Source organism: Desulfofundulus thermosubterraneus DSM 16057, assembly GCF_900142025.1.
Taxonomy (GTDB): domain Bacteria; phylum Bacillota; class Desulfotomaculia; order Desulfotomaculales; family Desulfovirgulaceae; genus Desulfofundulus; species Desulfofundulus thermosubterraneus.
The window spans coordinates 1-15170 of the sequence record NZ_FQZM01000020.1; the positions used below are offsets into that span (position 1 = coordinate 1).

The window sequence follows — 15170 nt, forward strand, 5'->3', positions numbered from 1 at the left end:
GCCGCGCCCGGTACTGGGGGACCAGAAAGGTCGGCCTCCAGGCCTTTCTTACCGCCCTGGCCGTGAATCTGAAAAGATGGGTAAACATAACTCTCACCAAGATAAAGGATAAGGTGAAGTTACCCACAGCCAGTACGGTCACAGTTTCAGCATGACCGGTAGAGGGTTAGTCCGCCCTTTTTGGCCTGAAATGCTGGTAACACAAAGGATGAGGTGGCAATGGATACCAGCTAGGTACTGTTATTGGATAATCTAAACGCAAGTTGTTCCCAACGGCCTGGCAGTTTCTGTTATTTGCCAGAGGTTGGGCTACTGGGTTATGGTTTTAATTGGGGTTTAGCGACTGTATCTTTAAGCGGCTCTTTTCGGCGCCAATACCTGCGGCCGCAGGTATTCCACTTTCCCGGGCAGCTTACGGCCTTTAGTGAAATTTCCGTTCACAGCTTTGTCCAAAATGCCGCTGGCTCCCACCACATCCCGGTGAATCCCGGTGAACCCGCAGGAAGCATTGCCGCACCGGTATACGCGCCCGGTTTGTCCGGTGTACTCCCCGCATACCGGGCAGGTACCGGAAGTGCCGCGCTCATCCACCGCTACCAGCTCTATGCCGTGACGCTTGAGCTTGTATTCCAGCAAATCGCGCAACTTGCCGAAGGCCCACTGGCCCATGCGCTGGTTGTGGTGTCTGCCGCAGTCCCTTTCGCGAACGCCTTCCGGGTTGCCGGTGTAAACCGTTTTAACGTTCCTTTCCAGACACCAGCGGACAGCCTGTGCGGAAATGCTGTGCAGGATATGTTCTATCCGCCGCTCGATCCAGTTGAGGAACCGGTACTTTTTAGCCAGGAGTTTCTTGCGCTTCCTGGAGCCGCTCGATGTTCTGGAGATAGCTCGTTGCAACTGTCGCAGCACCTTGTTCCTTAACCGGTTGAGCGAACGAAGCAGCCTGCCGCTAATCACTAAAGCATCATCGCCGTCGGTAATGGTCAGGGCATGCACTTCGCCCGGGTCGATGGCCGCACAAACGTCGCCCTGAACTTTTAACAGGGCCGGTTTCTCCACCGTTACGTGCAGCCAGTATTGATTACGGTGCCAGACCAGTTGCGCTTGCAGGATTGCGGTGTTGGTAAGCCTTTTCGGGAGTTTTACAATCAACGGCTCTTTGCCCCAACCGTTGGAAAGTCTCAATATGCGCCCTTTATGGATAATGGCGGCTTCCTTCCAGATGACCGTGAAAAACCTTTTCCGGCGGTGAGGGTACCTCCAGTGGGTATTGCCTTGTTCGTGCAATTTCCTGGTACGCTCGCAGCACTCGAAATAAGTTTCCACCACAGCCTGCACCGATTGGGAGTGAAGGCAGTATAAAAGTGACTTTGCCGTCCTCATCCTGGATGGGGAAATCCTGACGGGAGCGAAGCAGAACCAGCGGGGGGAACTGCTGGCCGTGGCTTCGGGCCTGGTCTACCGGCACTTATTCTTCCTCTTCGGGGTCAGGTTGTTTGGCGGCGTCTTATACGGGTTCTCTCTCATTAGCCTGCTGCCCGTTCGATGCGGTGGGGCTTAATTTGCTGGCTTTTCGGCTGTGGGCTAAATCGTAACTTGCCGCACCCCTGCTCCTGGAATTACCAAATCTCGTAATTTTTCCGCGGGGTAGCGGGGCTTGTTAAGTAGTTTACAGACGATTGAGGGACATTAAGTTAAGCTTTGATCATAAAGAACAATCTTCAGGAGGGAATGGTATGCCCCAAAAAATTTTGTGCTGCGGCATTCTGGAAAAGGAATTGGAGCACGTCCTGCAAGGAAAAGAAGTTGAAATTCATTACTTGGAAGCGGGGCTCCACGTGGACTTCGACAAATTGGGAAAAGCCCTTGTGCAGGCCCTGGACGGCATGAACGAAGGCAATGTCGCCGTTGTATTTGGCCTCCAGTGCCACCCGGAAATGGAGCGGATGGTGACCAGGAGGGGCGGTCGGGTCATCCGGGCCAAAAACTGCATTGAGATGCTACTGGGAGAACGGCTGGCCGAGCTGGATGCCGGGGGCCGCAACTTTTACCTGACAGCCGGCTGGCTGGAGAACTGGCGCAAGATATTTATAGAAGGTTTGAAATGGGACGAGATTGACGCCCGGCAGAATTTCGGTTATTGTGACCGTGTCCTGCTGCTGGACACCGGAATCACCCCTGTTGACGACGAGAAAATCCTGGAGTTCTTTGATTATACCCGGGTGCCCGTTGAAATACTGCCCATAGATTTGGAACATTTTCGCAGGGAAGTGGAAAAGCTTTTGGGAGAGGGGAAATTATGAAAAAGAGCTGAACTGGGAAAAGCTGGCTGAAGCCATGGAAGCCTGTTGAGAAAGTGTGACACTAAATGAATGATAAACAATCTGGTAAAACTCCAGCTGCCGGTGATGAAACATTTGTCCTAAAGATCATTTCGAAATTTAGCCGGGCAAATCCAGTTTATGGCCCTTCTGCTGTACGAAATCAAAGCCGGAACACCCCTGGGCAGGGTTCTGGTCGTGTTTTTAAATCTCTACCTGCATTCGGAGTACGCTGCGGGTAACAAAAGGGGAAATTTGAAGAATATTCCGATTAAAGTTCTTGCCGAAGCCGCCGCTTTACAACAGGGGATTGGCCGGCCGTCCCCTCCTGCCCGGTATCCCGTGGCACCGGCCGGGGGAAGACACCGGCCCAACCAGCATGGTTCTTTCCGGTTTTGCTTCCAGGCCGGTCCGGCTCACACCAGCCGGCGTTTTTCCCGCCAGGCCCGCACGTAGCTCCACAGGCTGCCCCCGGCGTTGGCCGTGACCACGGCCATGGCAATTTTGGGCAGGAGCAGGGGATGGGGGTAAATCAGGTAGCGCGGTTCCCAGCGGGGGCCGTATTTTTCTTTAAACTGGCGCAGCCCTTTAAAACCGTAGAGCTGGTTGAAATGCTGGTAGAAGATGTACACGGCCCTTTCCTGCAGGCTGGCGCCGGGATGGTCGCCCACTCCTGCCAGGGGGCACAGCCCCAGGTTGAAGCTGTCGTACCCCTGTTCCTTAAAATATTCCATCAGGCGTACGAACAGCAGGTCAATCAGGCCGCTTTCTCCTTCCCGCCGGCGCATGAGATCTATGGTGCCTTCATTGCGCCTGTATTCCGGAATGATATTGGCGAAGGCCTGCACACGGCCCCGGGAATCCCTGACCACCATCACCGGGCAGGATCTGATATAGGCCGGGTCAAACCAGCCCAGGGAAAACCTTTTTTCACCGCCCTTTTGCAACCTCAACCAGTGATCGGAAACTTCTTTTAATTCCCTCAAAGTTTCTTCCCTTAACGGCGGCAGCAGAAGTTCGGTGGAATAACCCTTGCGCACCATGCGGTTTACCGTCTGCCTCAAGTTCTTCCGGCTGCTTCCGGCCAGGGTGAACGTGTGCAGGTCCACCACCGCCTCTTCGCCGATTTTTAAAAATTTATAACCGCAGGCCTGGTAGACGGGAAGGTAGTCGGGCAGAACCTGGTAAAAGGCCGGGTGCCAGTCATTGTTCGCACAAAAGGCGGTAAATTCGTCTATGAGATGGGGGATATCGTCATCCGGTCCCACCGGGTCCCCCAGCACCACGGCCACATTGCCCACCAGCGCATAGGCCACAAAACTCCTCTGCGAGCGGCTGAAATGGTAAATCTTATCGGGCAGCAGGGTCAGGTGTACCAGGGAAGAGCGGCCGTACCTTTCCACGATGCCGGCCGCCCTTTTCCTCTCCGGCATGAGCACGGTTCGCCGGTAGACCACCGGGCGGAGCACCATGTACAGCCCGTAAAGCAAACCGCCCACCTGGATGATGGCCAGGGAATCCAGGAACCAGCGGGCCAGGCGGTTGGGGTGTTCCAGTTCCGGTGTGGCCAGCCAGGCCAGGTAGGCAATGGTTTGCCTGGAGGCTTCGGCCAGGTCGAAATGCTGGTGAAAGTACCTGTCCAGGAGGTAAAAACCGGATAACCCGTACAAGTACGTAAACAGGGTGACACCGGCAAAAACGGCCAGGCCGTGGCGCACGGAAGGGGGATCGCTGGCGGCGGTGAAGTGGGGCTTTAAGGCCAGCAGCATCAATAAAATGCCCAGGTTAAATGCCGCCTGGCCGTAGTGCAGACCCCGCAGCAGGTTGGCGGCAGTGGAAATTGAAAACATGGCTACCGCGATGCGCCAGGCCTGCCGTTTGCGCCGTCCCAGGTTCCAGGAGAGGAACAATTGTACCGTCCCGGCAATAACGCTGGACAGCCAGCTTCCCCGCAGGACTATCCAGGGCAGGTAGTGCTTCAGCCAGATAAAACGGCCCGGGTGGTGAACGAGCCAGGCGGTTAAAATATTGCCCACGCCCGTCAAACCCACCAGGATGGCGACTAGAGAGTGCAAGTGCAGGTAACGGTTGCTCACCACCGGTTCACCGTCCGTTTAAAAAAGATAAAACCACCAATCATGGGCAGCCATAAACTCAACGCCCGGTAGATAAAAGTGACCAGTACTGCCTGTTCCATGGGAATTCCCGTCGAGGTGTAGGCTGCGGTCATGGCTCCTTCCATCAGGCCCACTCCCTGGGGGGTGATGGAGACGATCATGAACAGCACCCCTACGGCGTAGCCGGTGATCAAACGGCCCGCGCCGGGACTCTGGCCGAAGGCCAGAAAAAGGGCCTGCAGTTGCATTAAACCTATCCCTTCCACCAGCAGGGCATGGGTTGCGGCCCGGAGAAGGGCCGGGCGGTTTTTGATCATGGCCTGCAGTGCGTCCGAGAGCCGACCGGTGATTTCCCCTGCTTTTTCCTCCCAGTGCTGGGCATGTCCTTCCAGTTTCCGGGACAGCCGGCCGGCGGTCCGGGCCAGGCGGCCGGCCAGGGTTACAAAGAGGGCCGGCATCCATGCAAGCAGGAGCAGGAGCAAAAGAAGGGTGCCCAATCCGCCGGCCAGCACGGCAGTGGCCGCCAGTTCATAGGACTGAAGGTTACCCCGGCTGAAAAGATAAAAAAGGGCCAGCAGCAATATAACCAGGAAAGCCAGGTAGTCGAAAATAAAGAAAATAACATTGGCCAGCGCCGCCCGGGCGGCATCCAGCCCCCGTCTTACGGCATCGTAAACCATCAGGCCCGTTCCGGAAATGGTTCCCCCCGGAACGACGGCCGAAACGAAAGCCGCAGACATGACCAGTTCCAGAAGACGGCCGAAGCCAACCGGGAGCCTGACCATCCGGTATACGGCATGGTATAGGGCGCTCTGGTTGATCAGGAAGACCACCTGCAAAAGGATGGCCGCAGCAATCCACCACCACCTGCCCTGTTGCAGTGTGCGCCGGATTTCTGCCGCCTGCCCCAGGTGCAATGCCACGGCAGCGGCTGCAAAAAAGAGTATGGCCACAAAAGCCACCCTGTGCGGGGAAAACAATGGTGAAAAATTCCCTGCCTGCCCGGTCATCTGATTGAACCCCCCGCCTGTAAGTATTTCAGTCAAACTGCTAAAAGGCCCCGGTGCTCCAAACCAGCGCAGTCCCGCCAGTTGCTCCGGGGCCGCCTGGCTTTTTAAGTGAATGGCTTGAAGTATTGGCTAAATTTCCAGCTCTTTTTTAGTTTAAGTAAAACGTCTCATATATACAATAGCATTTATACCATAGCATTACCGTAAATTTTCACAGCGGGTGACATATAATGCCCAGAACAAGAATGATTCTTCCATTGTTAATGGTTATCATTTTCCTGGTGATCCCAGTGATGAAAGAGAGGGAAGTTATCGTCAGCTATGAAGGGCTGGCGGTGATCAGGCATGTAACAACCAGCGAAAAGTTAATTGCCCTAACCTTTGATGATGGTCCCGACCCCCTCTATACTGCCAGGGTTCTGGCAGTTTTGGATAAATACAATGCCCGGGCCACATTTTTTGTGCTGGGACTGCACGTACGGCAGTATCCCCACCTTGTGCGCCGGGAAATAGCAGCCGGTCATGAAGTCGGATTGCACGGCTACCGGCACGTCTTTCTGACCGGCCAACCTCTGTATGCCACCTTGAGGGATTTGAAACGTTCGGAAGAACTGGTTGTCCAGGCCACCGGTTACCGCCCGGTTTATTTCCGGCCGCCCTTCGGTTTTTATAATACAGCGGTGCTGCGGGCGGTGATGGCCAGGGGTTACCGGGTGGTTCTCTGGACGCCGGAAATGGATCCCCGGGATTATACCGATCCCGGGGCACGGGAAATTGCCCGGCGTGTAATAACCGGCGCCGGAAATGGAGACATTGTCCTGCTGCATGATCACGGCGGCGATCGCACTCAAACAGTGCTGGCCCTGGAAGAGATCCTGCGTGTTCTTACCGCCAGGGGCTATAAATTTGTTACGCTGACGGAACTTCTGGAAAACGGTAAAAGCGGGAAGATTCCCACATGAAATTCATTAAAGCATACCGGTAAATGGCCCGATCAGAACGGCAAGGCAGATCAGTGGATAAAAAAAAGCCGGCTGCCGCCGGTTTGATGAAGGATTTTGAGGGGTGAGGGAGAAGGGATCATTTCCACATTGTTCAATGAGGTGAGCCTGGTGGCCACTTCCACCGTGGGTATGCCGCCCAGACATTGAGTCAGGTTGCTGAGGAAATAAGAGAGGGGGGATGAATGCGTGAAATATCTTGTAAGCGCATGTCTGGCCGGGCATTCCTGCTCCTACGATGGATTGCCCCGGACCTGTGCAGTTGTGGAAAGGCTGGTCAGGGAAGGCCGGGCCATACCGGTATGCCCGGAGTGTCTGGGTGGGTTGCCCGTGCCGCGTCCGGCGTCGGAAATACAGGGCGGTACGGGAGCGGACGTGCTGGAGGGGCAGGCGCGGGTGATCAACTGTAAGGGGGAGGATGTTACCGGGGCCTTCATCCGGGGAGCCCGGGCTACCCTGGAGATCGCCAGGAAACACGGTATACAGGCTGCCATTTTAAAGGCCCGGAGCCCTTCCTGCGGGTATGGCCGAATTTACGACGGGTCGTTTAGCGGGCAAGTAAAAGCGGGTCATGGAGTAACTGCGGCAATGCTGGTGAAATCTGGTTTTCAAGTATTTACAGAGGAAGATGTAAAAAAGGGGTTAGCCGGTGCACGGGGCGGTTTGGGTGAAAAAATGTAACGTATTGTTGAATTTTAGCTGGAGGATGACCATGCCTGAGATACAACCCGGAGAGCAAATCATACTTGAGGTGGAAGATCTAAGCCATAGAGGTGAGGGAGTGGGTCGCTGGCAGGGGCGGGTGGTGTTTGTGCCCCTAGCCGTGCCCGGCGACCGGGTGCGGGCAACGGTGGTGGAGGTGAAGAAAAAATACCTGCAGGCCCGGCTGGAGGAAGTGCTGGTCCCCGGCCCTGCACGCTGTCGCCCCCGCTGCCCTTCTTTTGCCCGCTGCGGCGGCTGTCACGTTCAGCACCTGCCCTACGACTGCCAGTTGCAGTACAAAACCAAGCTGGTACGGGACAGCCTGGAGCGCATCGGCAAGTTAACAGGGGTAAAAGTTTTGCCCATTCTGGGAATGGACAACCCCTGGCACTACCGTAACAAGGTAAGGTTTCACGTGGTACACCGGGAAGGGAGGCTGGTTCTGGGGCTTTATGCTTCCGGTTCCCACGCTCTGGGGCACTGGATAGCAAGGGATGCCCTGTGTCACATTCTGGACGGGGAACTGAATAACCTGGCTCTTATAATTGAAAATCTATTGAACAAGTACCGGGAGGGCCTCCTGGATGGTTCCAAGTCCCTTCTTTCTCATGTCACCTTGCGCAAAGCCCTGATGACGGGAGAAACCATGGTGGTGCTGGCTGCCTTCAAGGACCACTGGCCCCGGCAGGAGGAACTGGCCGGCGAGCTGGCCGGCACCGGCCGGGTAACCACGGTCGTCCAGCAAAGAGCCGTTCTTCCGGACAGGGAGGTTGACACTGGACGGACAAGGACCCTCTATGGCAGGGGACACATAACCGATTACCTGGGCGGCCTTGTCTTTCGCCTTTCCGCCACTTCCTTTTACCAGGTCAACCCGGTGCAGACCAGGGTTTTGTATGAAAAAGTCACCGAGTACGCCGGTCTTACCGGGATGGAGCGGGTAGTGGACGCCTACTGCGGCGTGGGCACCATTGCCCTTTTCCTGGCCCGGCAGGCCCGGGAGGTGCTTGGAGTGGAACTGTCCCCCCGGGCCGTGGCCGATGCCCAGCAAAATGCCCGGCTCAACAACCTGAACAACGTTTCCTTTCTCCGGGGAGCGGTGGAAAGACTCTTACCCCGGCTCTTTGACCGGGGTAGCGGCCCCGATGTGGTGGTCCTGGATCCTCCCCGGCGGGGATGCCACCGGTCCGTTCTGGAAACTCTCGCCCGTTACCCGGTGCCGCGGGTAGTCTACGTTTCCTGCGACCCGGGAACCCTGGCCCGGGACCTGGGCTTCCTGGCCGGGCACGGCTACCGGGTGGTGGAAGTCCAGCCGGTGGATATGTTCCCCCAGACCCACCATGTGGAGTGTTGTTGTTTGCTGACCAGTACTTAGGCCATAGCGAACGACCGGGCAGAGGGAATGCGTGCGGTGTTTTCTGCAGACAACGGACTGGTGCGGGCAATTATGGGTGATGAATTGAAGTTGGTAGAGGGTGTAACCTTGCATGTTTTGTCTCCCCGGCCGGCTTTGTTGCGTCTCATCCATGAGGGTGGGGTGATTGCCAGAGCCGCAAATGCCGCTGATATGGTAATAACTGTTTATAGGCCCGGGGCCTACCGGGCGGAAGTATTATTAAACACATACAGGGGTTTTAAGAAAGTTTGCAGACCGTGGATTTACAGCAACCCGATCTACGTCCTGGGGAATGGTTAGTCCCGCCGTAAAAAAGATTGCACGGTCACTGGTATCCCGGGATATACAGCCAGGTAAAGTGCGGATAAAGATATCCAACTTTATTGAGAGAGGTGATGGCGATTTGAAATGGCATAAATCTAGAATACTGGCAGTTTTGCTTGTTACCTTAATGTTGCTGGCGGCCGGTTGTTCCGGGTGCACCCCGGATAACGGCCAAATTCCGGATACGGATGGTAAAAGACAAAAACCACCCGCCCAAAGCCAGTATGCTTTGCCCGTTGAGCCGGGTGAAAAGAAGGTGCCCGCCAGGCTGGTGGCCGCAACTGTAACTCGGGTGGTGGACGGGGACACCGTAATTGTGCGCCTGCAGAACGGCAAAAGTGAAACGGTGCGCCTGATCGGCGTGAACAGTCCCGAGTCAACCAGGGAGGTGGAGCCCTACGGTAAAGAGGCCTCCGCCTACACCAGGAGCCGTTTGGACGGCCGGCGCATCTGGCTGGAAAGGGATGTGCAGGAAAGGGACCATTACGGGCGCATCCTGGCCTATGTCTGGCTTGAGCCTCCCGGCGGGGTTGATCCGGCGGAAGACGAAATTCGCAGCCACATGTTCAACACCGAACTGCTGCTCAAAGGCTATGCCCAGGTGATGACGGTTCCGCCCAATGTGAAATACGCGGACCTTTTCGTGCAGTTGCAGCGGGAGGCCCGGGAAAAGAAACGGGGTCTGTGGGGGCTGGAGGTAAAGGATAAGGAACCCTATTACATCGGCAACGCCCGCAGCAAGAAATTCCACCGCCCTGATTGCGAATATGGCCGGCAGACGGCTCCGGACAACCGGGTGAGGTTTGCCACCAGGGAAAAGGCTCTGGACGCGGGATACGAGCCCTGCAATGTTTGCAAGCCTTAAAAGGTTTTGTTGCTGAACAAGCATCCCCAGCATGGAAGATTCCTCAATATGTTAATTATTTCAACCGGATACTAGAAATGGGGCAGGCAGAAGGAAGGCAGGTACGAGGTGGTGATCCGGCAGTATTTGCAGTAGTAACAGCGAATGAAAATGCGGCCACAGAAATTTGCCGCGATGACGCTGCCCGGTAAAAACCGTGTTTTTGCGGGGTACCTTGACCAGACAACGGGGGTTGGGGCATGAAGCGGGTTGGGGGGAATAGGAAAGCCTTTGCCCGGGCGGTCGTATCTTCCGGCTATACTGATGTATAGGATATCTGTTGCATGGCGGTCACTTCCAGCGAACTTGTTGGGCCAGCAAGGCGAAGATGTTGCCCGCCGGGCAGGGTCTGGTCTCTGGTGTTATTTTCTAGTATAACATTTGGATCTCTTGGAGCTTGATAAGGACAAAATTAACAAAATGGCCTGCCGAGAATTTTCATCGAAGGAACTAATCCTTTGCTACGCAACGGACACCTTGGTTTTGCGCCGATTAAAACCGGGAGCTTTTACCGTGGGGTGGAAACGAAGCCGGACTTTTTGCCGCCCCGGCTACCCGCGCCGGCTTTCCCGAGAATCTTTCCTATTACTTGGGGAAGGTGTTGGAGTGCGCTTCCTTCTGCGCGGAGCCTTACGGGGGAAAAGAAACGGTTATCGGGACCATCACGGACGAAGATGTCAAAGTCACCGCCATGCACCCGGAGCAGCGCTGCACGGTGGCTTCCGTTGCCGGACACGCGATGTACGAACGGGCCAACCCCTTTTACGAGTTTGTGCCCGGCGGGATGCTGGACATGACCGACTGTAAATACGAGCAGATCGACGAGAAAACTACCCGCATTACGGGACCAAAATTTGTTCCAGCGCAAGAAATCCGGGTTAAACTAGAGGGTGCCGGTAAGGTGGGCGAAAGGTACATCGGTATTGCTGGCATCCGGGACCCCTATACGATTCAGAATGTCGATCAGGTCATTCAATGGGCGAAGGAACAGGTAAAAGAAAGGTTCGGCGATGCTGGTTACCGGCTTTATTACCACGTTTTCGGCAAAAACGGGGTGATGGGCGACCTGGAGCCCATTAAAGAAATCCGCTCCCACGAGTTGTGCGTTGTGGTGGAAGGGGTGGCGCCAGACAAAAAAACGGCTGAAGAAATCACCATGATCGGCACCCGGCAGATCTTCTACGCCCGCCTGCCGGAGGTCAAAGGTACGGCTGGCAGCGCCGCTTTCCTCGTTGAAGAGGTTCTCCCGGCCAGCCCGGCTTATGTGTGGACGGTAAACCATACCGTGCCGGTGGATGATCCAATGGAACTTTTTCCTACCTATCTGACGGAAGCCGGGGTTTAAAATTGCGCCGAGGTTAAGCAGGGAGTCCCCGACCGAGGGTTAACGCCTCTTTCGGATTGGAGTGAGAAGAAAAAAGTTACCAGGTTCGTCTTTACGGTAAAACTGTTTGGAAAAAAGGAGTGATTTTCCCATGAAAACCGTCAAACTGGTCGATTTGGCCAAGACCATTCGCAGCAAAAACGCCGGTGTGGATAAGATAACCTTCGATATTATTTTCCGCGAAAAAGAAGACTACGAACTGGTAAAAAATAGCGGGGTAATTAGCAAAGAAAACATCGCCAAACTTTACGGTATCGACGAAAGTAGGATTTCCGATTTTGTTGCCTTTGATCCAGCCTGCGCCATTAAATTTACCATTTACCGCACCAGGCCCAGCGGCAGTCCCGGCAACGGGGATATTTTCGGTGGGCGACCAAAAGTTTGCAGAAAAGCCGGTGGGTTGCGGGCCCTTCAAGTTTGTGGAAGGAAAGCTGGATTCGCAGATCGTCCTGGAGCGGTTTGACGGTTACTACGGCGGCTCCCCTGACCTGCCCCCGGTAGGTCCGGCCAAGCTGAAGAAAGTGGTCTTCAAGATGCTGCCGGAGCCTTCCACCCGAGTGGCGGCGCTGAAAGCCGGTGAAATCCAGATTGCTGAGGATATTCCAGTCGACGTGACGAAAGATTTAAAGAACGATCCAGATGTAAAAATTGTCACTACCCAAGGAACCCGCTGTTATATGATCGAATTAAACAATCAGAAGATTACCGATCACAGAGTTCGCCAAGCTTTGAACTACGCGGTGAACTGGGACGAAATCCTGACGGCCATATACGGCGGGCACGCCCACCGTCTGAGCACGGCTTTTCTGCCCAGCGGCTTTGGTTTCGATGATAGCATCAAGCCTTACCCCTACGATCCGGAAAAGGCCAAGCAATTGCTAAAAGAGGCCGGGTATAAAACCATGTAGCAAGAAACTGCCCTTTTTCATCCGATGTCCCGGCAGAGTGTGTGTTACCCCCGGTCCGCAAGCGGTAAAGCTCACCGCTTGCGGGTTTTCCGGGCGGCTGGGCGGGAAGTCTGCCCAGGGAAAGGGTGTCCAAAGAGGGGGTGAGCAGATGAAAACCACCAAAGTTGTCCAGCGCCTGTTCGAAAGCATACCGCTGTTTGTTTTGACCATTATCGCTGTATTTTTTCTGGTCCGCATTATGCCGGGCGACCCCGTCGACATCATGATGGGCAGTGCGGGAAACGTTTCCCAGGAGCAAATCGAGCAGATGCGTAGCCAGCTGGGCCTGGACAAACCGATTGCCGTCCAGTTTGCCGATTTTGTCCGGGGGGCGGCTCACGGCGACCTTGGCTATTCCATCACGCAGAGCAAAAAGGTGACCGACCTGCTTGTAGAGACCTTTCCCGCCACCATTGAACTTGCTCTGGCAGCATTTTTATTTGCCATCCTGATCGGTTTGCCAGTGGGGATTTTCTCGGCGGTCAAGCAAAATTCCTGGGTGGACCGCCTCGACCCGACACTGGAGCTGCAGAAAATCACCGGTTTGTTTCTTTTGGACAGTATTCTTACGGGTAACTGGGCTGCTTTCCGCAGTGCGTTCACCCATTTGATCCTGCCCGCGGTTACCCTGGGGGCGGAGTTGTTGGCGATCGTGGCCCGGATCAGCCGCTCCAGCATGGTGGAAGTGCTACGCCACGATTACGTCCAACTGGCTTGCTCGAAAGGGCTGAAAGAGACCGCGGTGATTTTCAAGCATGCCCTGCCGAACGCACTGATCCCCACGGTGACCGTGGTGGGCCTGCAGATGGGCGTATTGCTGGGCGGAAATATGATTGTGGAAACGGTCTTTGGCTGGCCCGGCCTGGGGCGCCTGGTTGTCCAGTCGATTTTCGCCCGGGACTACACGGTGATTCAGGGCGCCGTAATGCTCTATGGGGTCACCTTTATTCTGGCCAACCTGCTCGTAGACATCGTTTACACCTATTTAAACCCGAAGATCTCCCTCTAGCATCAATGAATGGGGGTTTTTGTAAAGTGAAAGGAGCTCCGGAGTTATCGACCACGCCGCTGCCCGCAGCATCCCGCGGGACAAGCGTTTCCCCCTGGAAAAAGACCCTGCAGGAGCTGGCGGCTCACCCTTCCGGTCTGATCGGGGCGATCGTCATTTTGCTATACCTCGTAGTGGCGATTTTGGCCCCGGTGCTGGCGCCTTATTCCCCTACGGAAATGGATTTGCGGGCACGCTTGATGCCTCCCGCCTGGGTGACCGGGGGCTCCCTCCATCACCTCCTGGGAACGGACCAATTGGGGCAGGATCTTTTGTACCGGATCATTTACGGGTCGCGGGTTTCCATCAACGTCGGGCTGTTTTCCGTGTTGATTTCTCTCCTGGTGGGGAGCGCGCTGGGGAGCATTGCCGGTTATTACCGGGGGTGGTTTGACCGGATTGTCTCCCGGTCGCCGATAATGGCCGTGCCCTGCCTTCTTTTCGCCATTTTCGCCATGGCCATTTTGGGGCCGGGCGTACCTAATTTGATTATTGCTTTAAGCATCAAAGCTTGGATTGAGTTTTACCGGCTATTCCGGGGCGAAGTCATTTCCGAAAAGACCAAGGAGTACGTAGAGGCGGCCAGGATGCTGGGGCGGTCCGGTCCGGCGATTATCCTGGCGGAGATTTTGCCCAACGTGGTCCGTTCCCTGGTGGTTTTATGCACGCTGCGCCTCGGGTATGGTTTTGGAGTGGAATTTACCTGACAATTAACGGGAAGGTGCTCGGCGTATGCTGGATATCAAGCGTTTAACCGTAAAATTTAAGACAAAGCACGGCATGGTGCACGCGGTGAGTGACGTTTCTATCGGCAATCAGATTGCAGAATCTTTAAAAATTCACGATCTGTACCGGGGCCGGGAGAGGGAAAGGGTATTAGAGCTGATGCGGGAGGTGGGGATCCCTTCCCCGGAAAGCCGTATCCGGGAATACCCGCACCAGTTCAGCGGCGGACAGCGCCAGCGGATCGGAATTGCCCGGGCGCTGGCCATGCATCCCCGGTTTATCGTCGCCGACGAGCCGGTATCCGCTCTGGACGTGTCGGTGCAGGCGCAGATTATCAACCTGCTGATGGACTTGCAGGAACAGTTCCGGCTCACCTACCTTTTCATCGCTCACGACATCAATGTGGTGCACCACATTAGCAACCGGATCGCCGTGATGTATCTGGGCCGGGTGGTGGAAATTGCCGGTAGCGAGCCTGGTTGTTACCGGCGGGGTCCGGCCGCTGCTGGAGGACTTGTTGGCCAGACCGGTCCTGCTCGGCCTAAAGGAGCAAAACCCGGCCCGCTATGCTTACGACTACCAGTTAATTGCCGAAGCCCTGCGCCGGGACATGCCCGTTTTAGGGATTTGCCGCGGCCACCAGATGATCAACGAGGTGACGGGCGGAAGCCTGTGCCTGCGCATCCCCCAACCGCACCCGCACCGCCAGACAGGCTCGCCCGCCACACCGGTCCACGCGGTGGAAATCGAGCCGGATACGCTAGTCCACCGGATTGTGGGGGAGCGGCGCCTGGCCGTCAACAGCCTACACCTTCAGGCGGTGGAAAGGGTAGGCCCGGGAATGGTTGTATCGGCTAGGGCGGAGGATGGCGTGATCGAAGCCATCGAGAGCAAAAAACACTCCTTTGTCCTAGGCGTTCAGTTCCACCCGGAGAAAATGGCCGCCGCCTCCGTCTATATGAACTTTTTCCGGGTCCTGGTAGAACGGGCGGAAGCCTTCCGGAAGAGGTTGAAGTAGTTTTTACTTAACTATCCTGCTAGGGGTACGGCGCTGGTAGCCGTTTTTACTTTGCTTTCCAAGATACTGGGCTTTAGGCGCTAAATTGCGTTGACCTGCGTTTTTGGGGGTACCGACACTTACCTAGTGGTGGCCTACGCGTTGCGTCAGGAGAAATTATCCCATTGCGTGGCATCCCGTCAGGAGATCATTCGCCACATAAAAGACGCCGGATTTATCCCGGCGCAAAGGAATAACCTTATACAATCTGATCAGAACTTGTGAGGAGTTAT

General features: G+C 55.6%; 16 protein-coding genes and 2 pseudogenes. 15 read left to right on the top strand and 3 right to left on the bottom strand.

The genetic code is table 11. The features are described from left to right. Positions 1 to 351 precede the first annotated feature (351 nt). The gene (locus BUA65_RS08740) at positions 352 to 1383 is read right to left on the bottom strand and encodes an RNA-guided endonuclease InsQ/TnpB family protein (RefSeq protein WP_278246273.1); all 1032 of its coding nucleotides are present in this window, start codon (positions 1381 to 1383) and stop codon (positions 352 to 354) included. Positions 1384 to 1736: 353 nt separating this feature from the next. Between BUA65_RS08740 and BUA65_RS08745 the strand changes: the two genes are divergently transcribed. Both BUA65_RS08745 and BUA65_RS08750 read left to right on the top strand, forming a co-directional pair. Then, on the top strand, positions 1737 to 2303 hold the full coding sequence (locus BUA65_RS08745; protein ID WP_072868973.1) for a DUF1638 domain-containing protein: 567 nt from the start codon (positions 1737 to 1739) through the stop codon (positions 2301 to 2303). 159 nt (positions 2304 to 2462) lie between these two features. Further along, positions 2463 to 2777, top strand: coding sequence for a hypothetical protein (locus BUA65_RS08750; RefSeq protein ID WP_072868975.1), 315 nt, complete (start codon positions 2463 to 2465; stop codon positions 2775 to 2777). Here the strand turns inward: BUA65_RS08750 and BUA65_RS08755 are convergent. Both BUA65_RS08755 and BUA65_RS08760 read right to left on the bottom strand, forming a co-directional pair. After that, the gene (locus BUA65_RS08755; RefSeq protein WP_072868976.1) at positions 2738 to 4417 is read right to left on the bottom strand and encodes a phosphatidylglycerol lysyltransferase domain-containing protein; all 1680 of its coding nucleotides are present in this window, start codon (positions 4415 to 4417) and stop codon (positions 2738 to 2740) included. The genes BUA65_RS08750 and BUA65_RS08755 overlap by 40 nt on opposite strands. Further along, positions 4414 to 5448, bottom strand: coding sequence for a lysylphosphatidylglycerol synthase transmembrane domain-containing protein (locus BUA65_RS08760; protein ID WP_072868978.1), 1035 nt, complete (start codon positions 5446 to 5448; stop codon positions 4414 to 4416). Before BUA65_RS08760 ends, BUA65_RS08755 begins: the two co-directional genes overlap by 4 nt. Positions 5449 to 5678: 230 nt before the next feature. Between BUA65_RS08760 and BUA65_RS08765 the strand changes: the two genes are divergently transcribed. The 13 genes and pseudogenes from BUA65_RS08765 (at position 5679) to BUA65_RS08820 (ending at position 14898) form a co-directional block, all read left to right on the top strand. Then, entirely contained in the window at positions 5679 to 6410 is a 732-nt protein-coding gene (locus BUA65_RS08765; RefSeq protein ID WP_084062205.1) for a polysaccharide deacetylase family protein, read from the top strand. Between the two features lie 228 nt (positions 6411 to 6638). Then, positions 6639 to 7130 (top strand): 2-thiouracil desulfurase family protein, encoded by a 492-nt coding sequence (locus BUA65_RS08770; protein ID WP_072868980.1) that lies wholly within the window; start codon positions 6639 to 6641, stop codon positions 7128 to 7130. Between the two features lie 31 nt (positions 7131 to 7161). Continuing rightward, a complete protein-coding gene (gene rlmD / locus BUA65_RS08775; protein WP_084062206.1) occupies positions 7162 to 8526 on the top strand; it encodes a 23S rRNA (uracil(1939)-C(5))-methyltransferase RlmD in 1365 nt (454 codons plus the stop codon). Positions 8527 to 8562: 36 nt separating this feature from the next. Then, positions 8563 to 8847, top strand: coding sequence for a CehA/McbA family metallohydrolase domain-containing protein (locus tag BUA65_RS08780; RefSeq protein WP_072868984.1), 285 nt, complete (start codon positions 8563 to 8565; stop codon positions 8845 to 8847). Between the two features lie 103 nt (positions 8848 to 8950). Next, on the top strand, positions 8951 to 9736 hold the full coding sequence (locus tag BUA65_RS08785) for a thermonuclease family protein (protein ID WP_242656277.1): 786 nt from the start codon (positions 8951 to 8953) through the stop codon (positions 9734 to 9736). Then, positions 9724 to 9927, top strand: coding sequence for a hypothetical protein (locus BUA65_RS18235; protein WP_165613221.1), 204 nt, complete (start codon positions 9724 to 9726; stop codon positions 9925 to 9927). The genes BUA65_RS08785 and BUA65_RS18235 overlap by 13 nt, the downstream gene beginning before the upstream one ends. Before the next feature lie 446 nt (positions 9928 to 10373). Continuing rightward, the gene (locus tag BUA65_RS08790) at positions 10374 to 11120 is read left to right on the top strand and encodes an acyclic terpene utilization AtuA family protein (RefSeq protein ID WP_242656278.1); all 747 of its coding nucleotides are present in this window, start codon (positions 10374 to 10376) and stop codon (positions 11118 to 11120) included. 130 nt (positions 11121 to 11250) lie between these two features. Next, entirely contained in the window at positions 11251 to 11622 is a 372-nt protein-coding gene (locus BUA65_RS08795) for a DUF4387 domain-containing protein (protein WP_072868987.1), read from the top strand. Further along, positions 11510 to 12067: pseudogene (locus BUA65_RS08800) on the top strand (ABC transporter substrate-binding protein); the annotation flags it as partial. The gene BUA65_RS08795 and the pseudogene BUA65_RS08800, both read left to right, overlap by 113 nt. Positions 12068 to 12215: 148 nt before the next feature. Then, on the top strand, positions 12216 to 13115 hold the full coding sequence (locus tag BUA65_RS08805; RefSeq protein WP_072868990.1) for an ABC transporter permease: 900 nt from the start codon (positions 12216 to 12218) through the stop codon (positions 13113 to 13115). Between the two features lie 26 nt (positions 13116 to 13141). Beyond that, entirely contained in the window at positions 13142 to 13861 is a 720-nt protein-coding gene (locus tag BUA65_RS08810; RefSeq protein WP_072868991.1) for an ABC transporter permease, read from the top strand. A gap of 94 nt (positions 13862 to 13955) precedes the next feature. After that, a pseudogene (locus BUA65_RS19325) lies at positions 13956 to 14354 on the top strand (ATP-binding cassette domain-containing protein); the annotation flags it as partial. A 43-nt stretch (positions 14355 to 14397) separates the two neighbouring features. After that, entirely contained in the window at positions 14398 to 14898 is a 501-nt protein-coding gene (locus BUA65_RS08820; RefSeq protein WP_242656281.1) for a gamma-glutamyl-gamma-aminobutyrate hydrolase family protein, read from the top strand. Positions 14899 to 15170: the final 272 nt, after the last annotated feature.

What these genes read in the sequence shown, in the direction of transcription:
- BUA65_RS08740 (WP_278246273.1), bottom strand. Translation starts at nt 1,383, where the DNA reads ATGAGGACGGCAAAGTCACTTTTATACTGCCTTCACTCCCAATCGGTG.
- BUA65_RS08745 (WP_072868973.1), top strand. Translation starts at nt 1,737, where the DNA reads ATGCCCCAAAAAATTTTGTGCTGCGGCATTCTGGAAAAGGAATTGGAG.
- BUA65_RS08750 (WP_072868975.1), top strand. Translation starts at nt 2,463, where the DNA reads ATGGCCCTTCTGCTGTACGAAATCAAAGCCGGAACACCCCTGGGCAGG.
- BUA65_RS08760 (WP_072868978.1), bottom strand. Translation starts at nt 5,448, where the DNA reads ATGACCGGGCAGGCAGGGAATTTTTCACCATTGTTTTCCCCGCACAGG.
- BUA65_RS08765 (WP_084062205.1), top strand. Translation starts at nt 5,679, where the DNA reads ATGCCCAGAACAAGAATGATTCTTCCATTGTTAATGGTTATCATTTTC.
- rlmD (WP_084062206.1), top strand. Translation starts at nt 7,162, where the DNA reads ATGCCTGAGATACAACCCGGAGAGCAAATCATACTTGAGGTGGAAGAT.
- BUA65_RS08795 (WP_072868987.1), top strand. Translation starts at nt 11,251, where the DNA reads ATGAAAACCGTCAAACTGGTCGATTTGGCCAAGACCATTCGCAGCAAA.
- BUA65_RS08805 (WP_072868990.1), top strand. Translation starts at nt 12,216, where the DNA reads ATGAAAACCACCAAAGTTGTCCAGCGCCTGTTCGAAAGCATACCGCTG.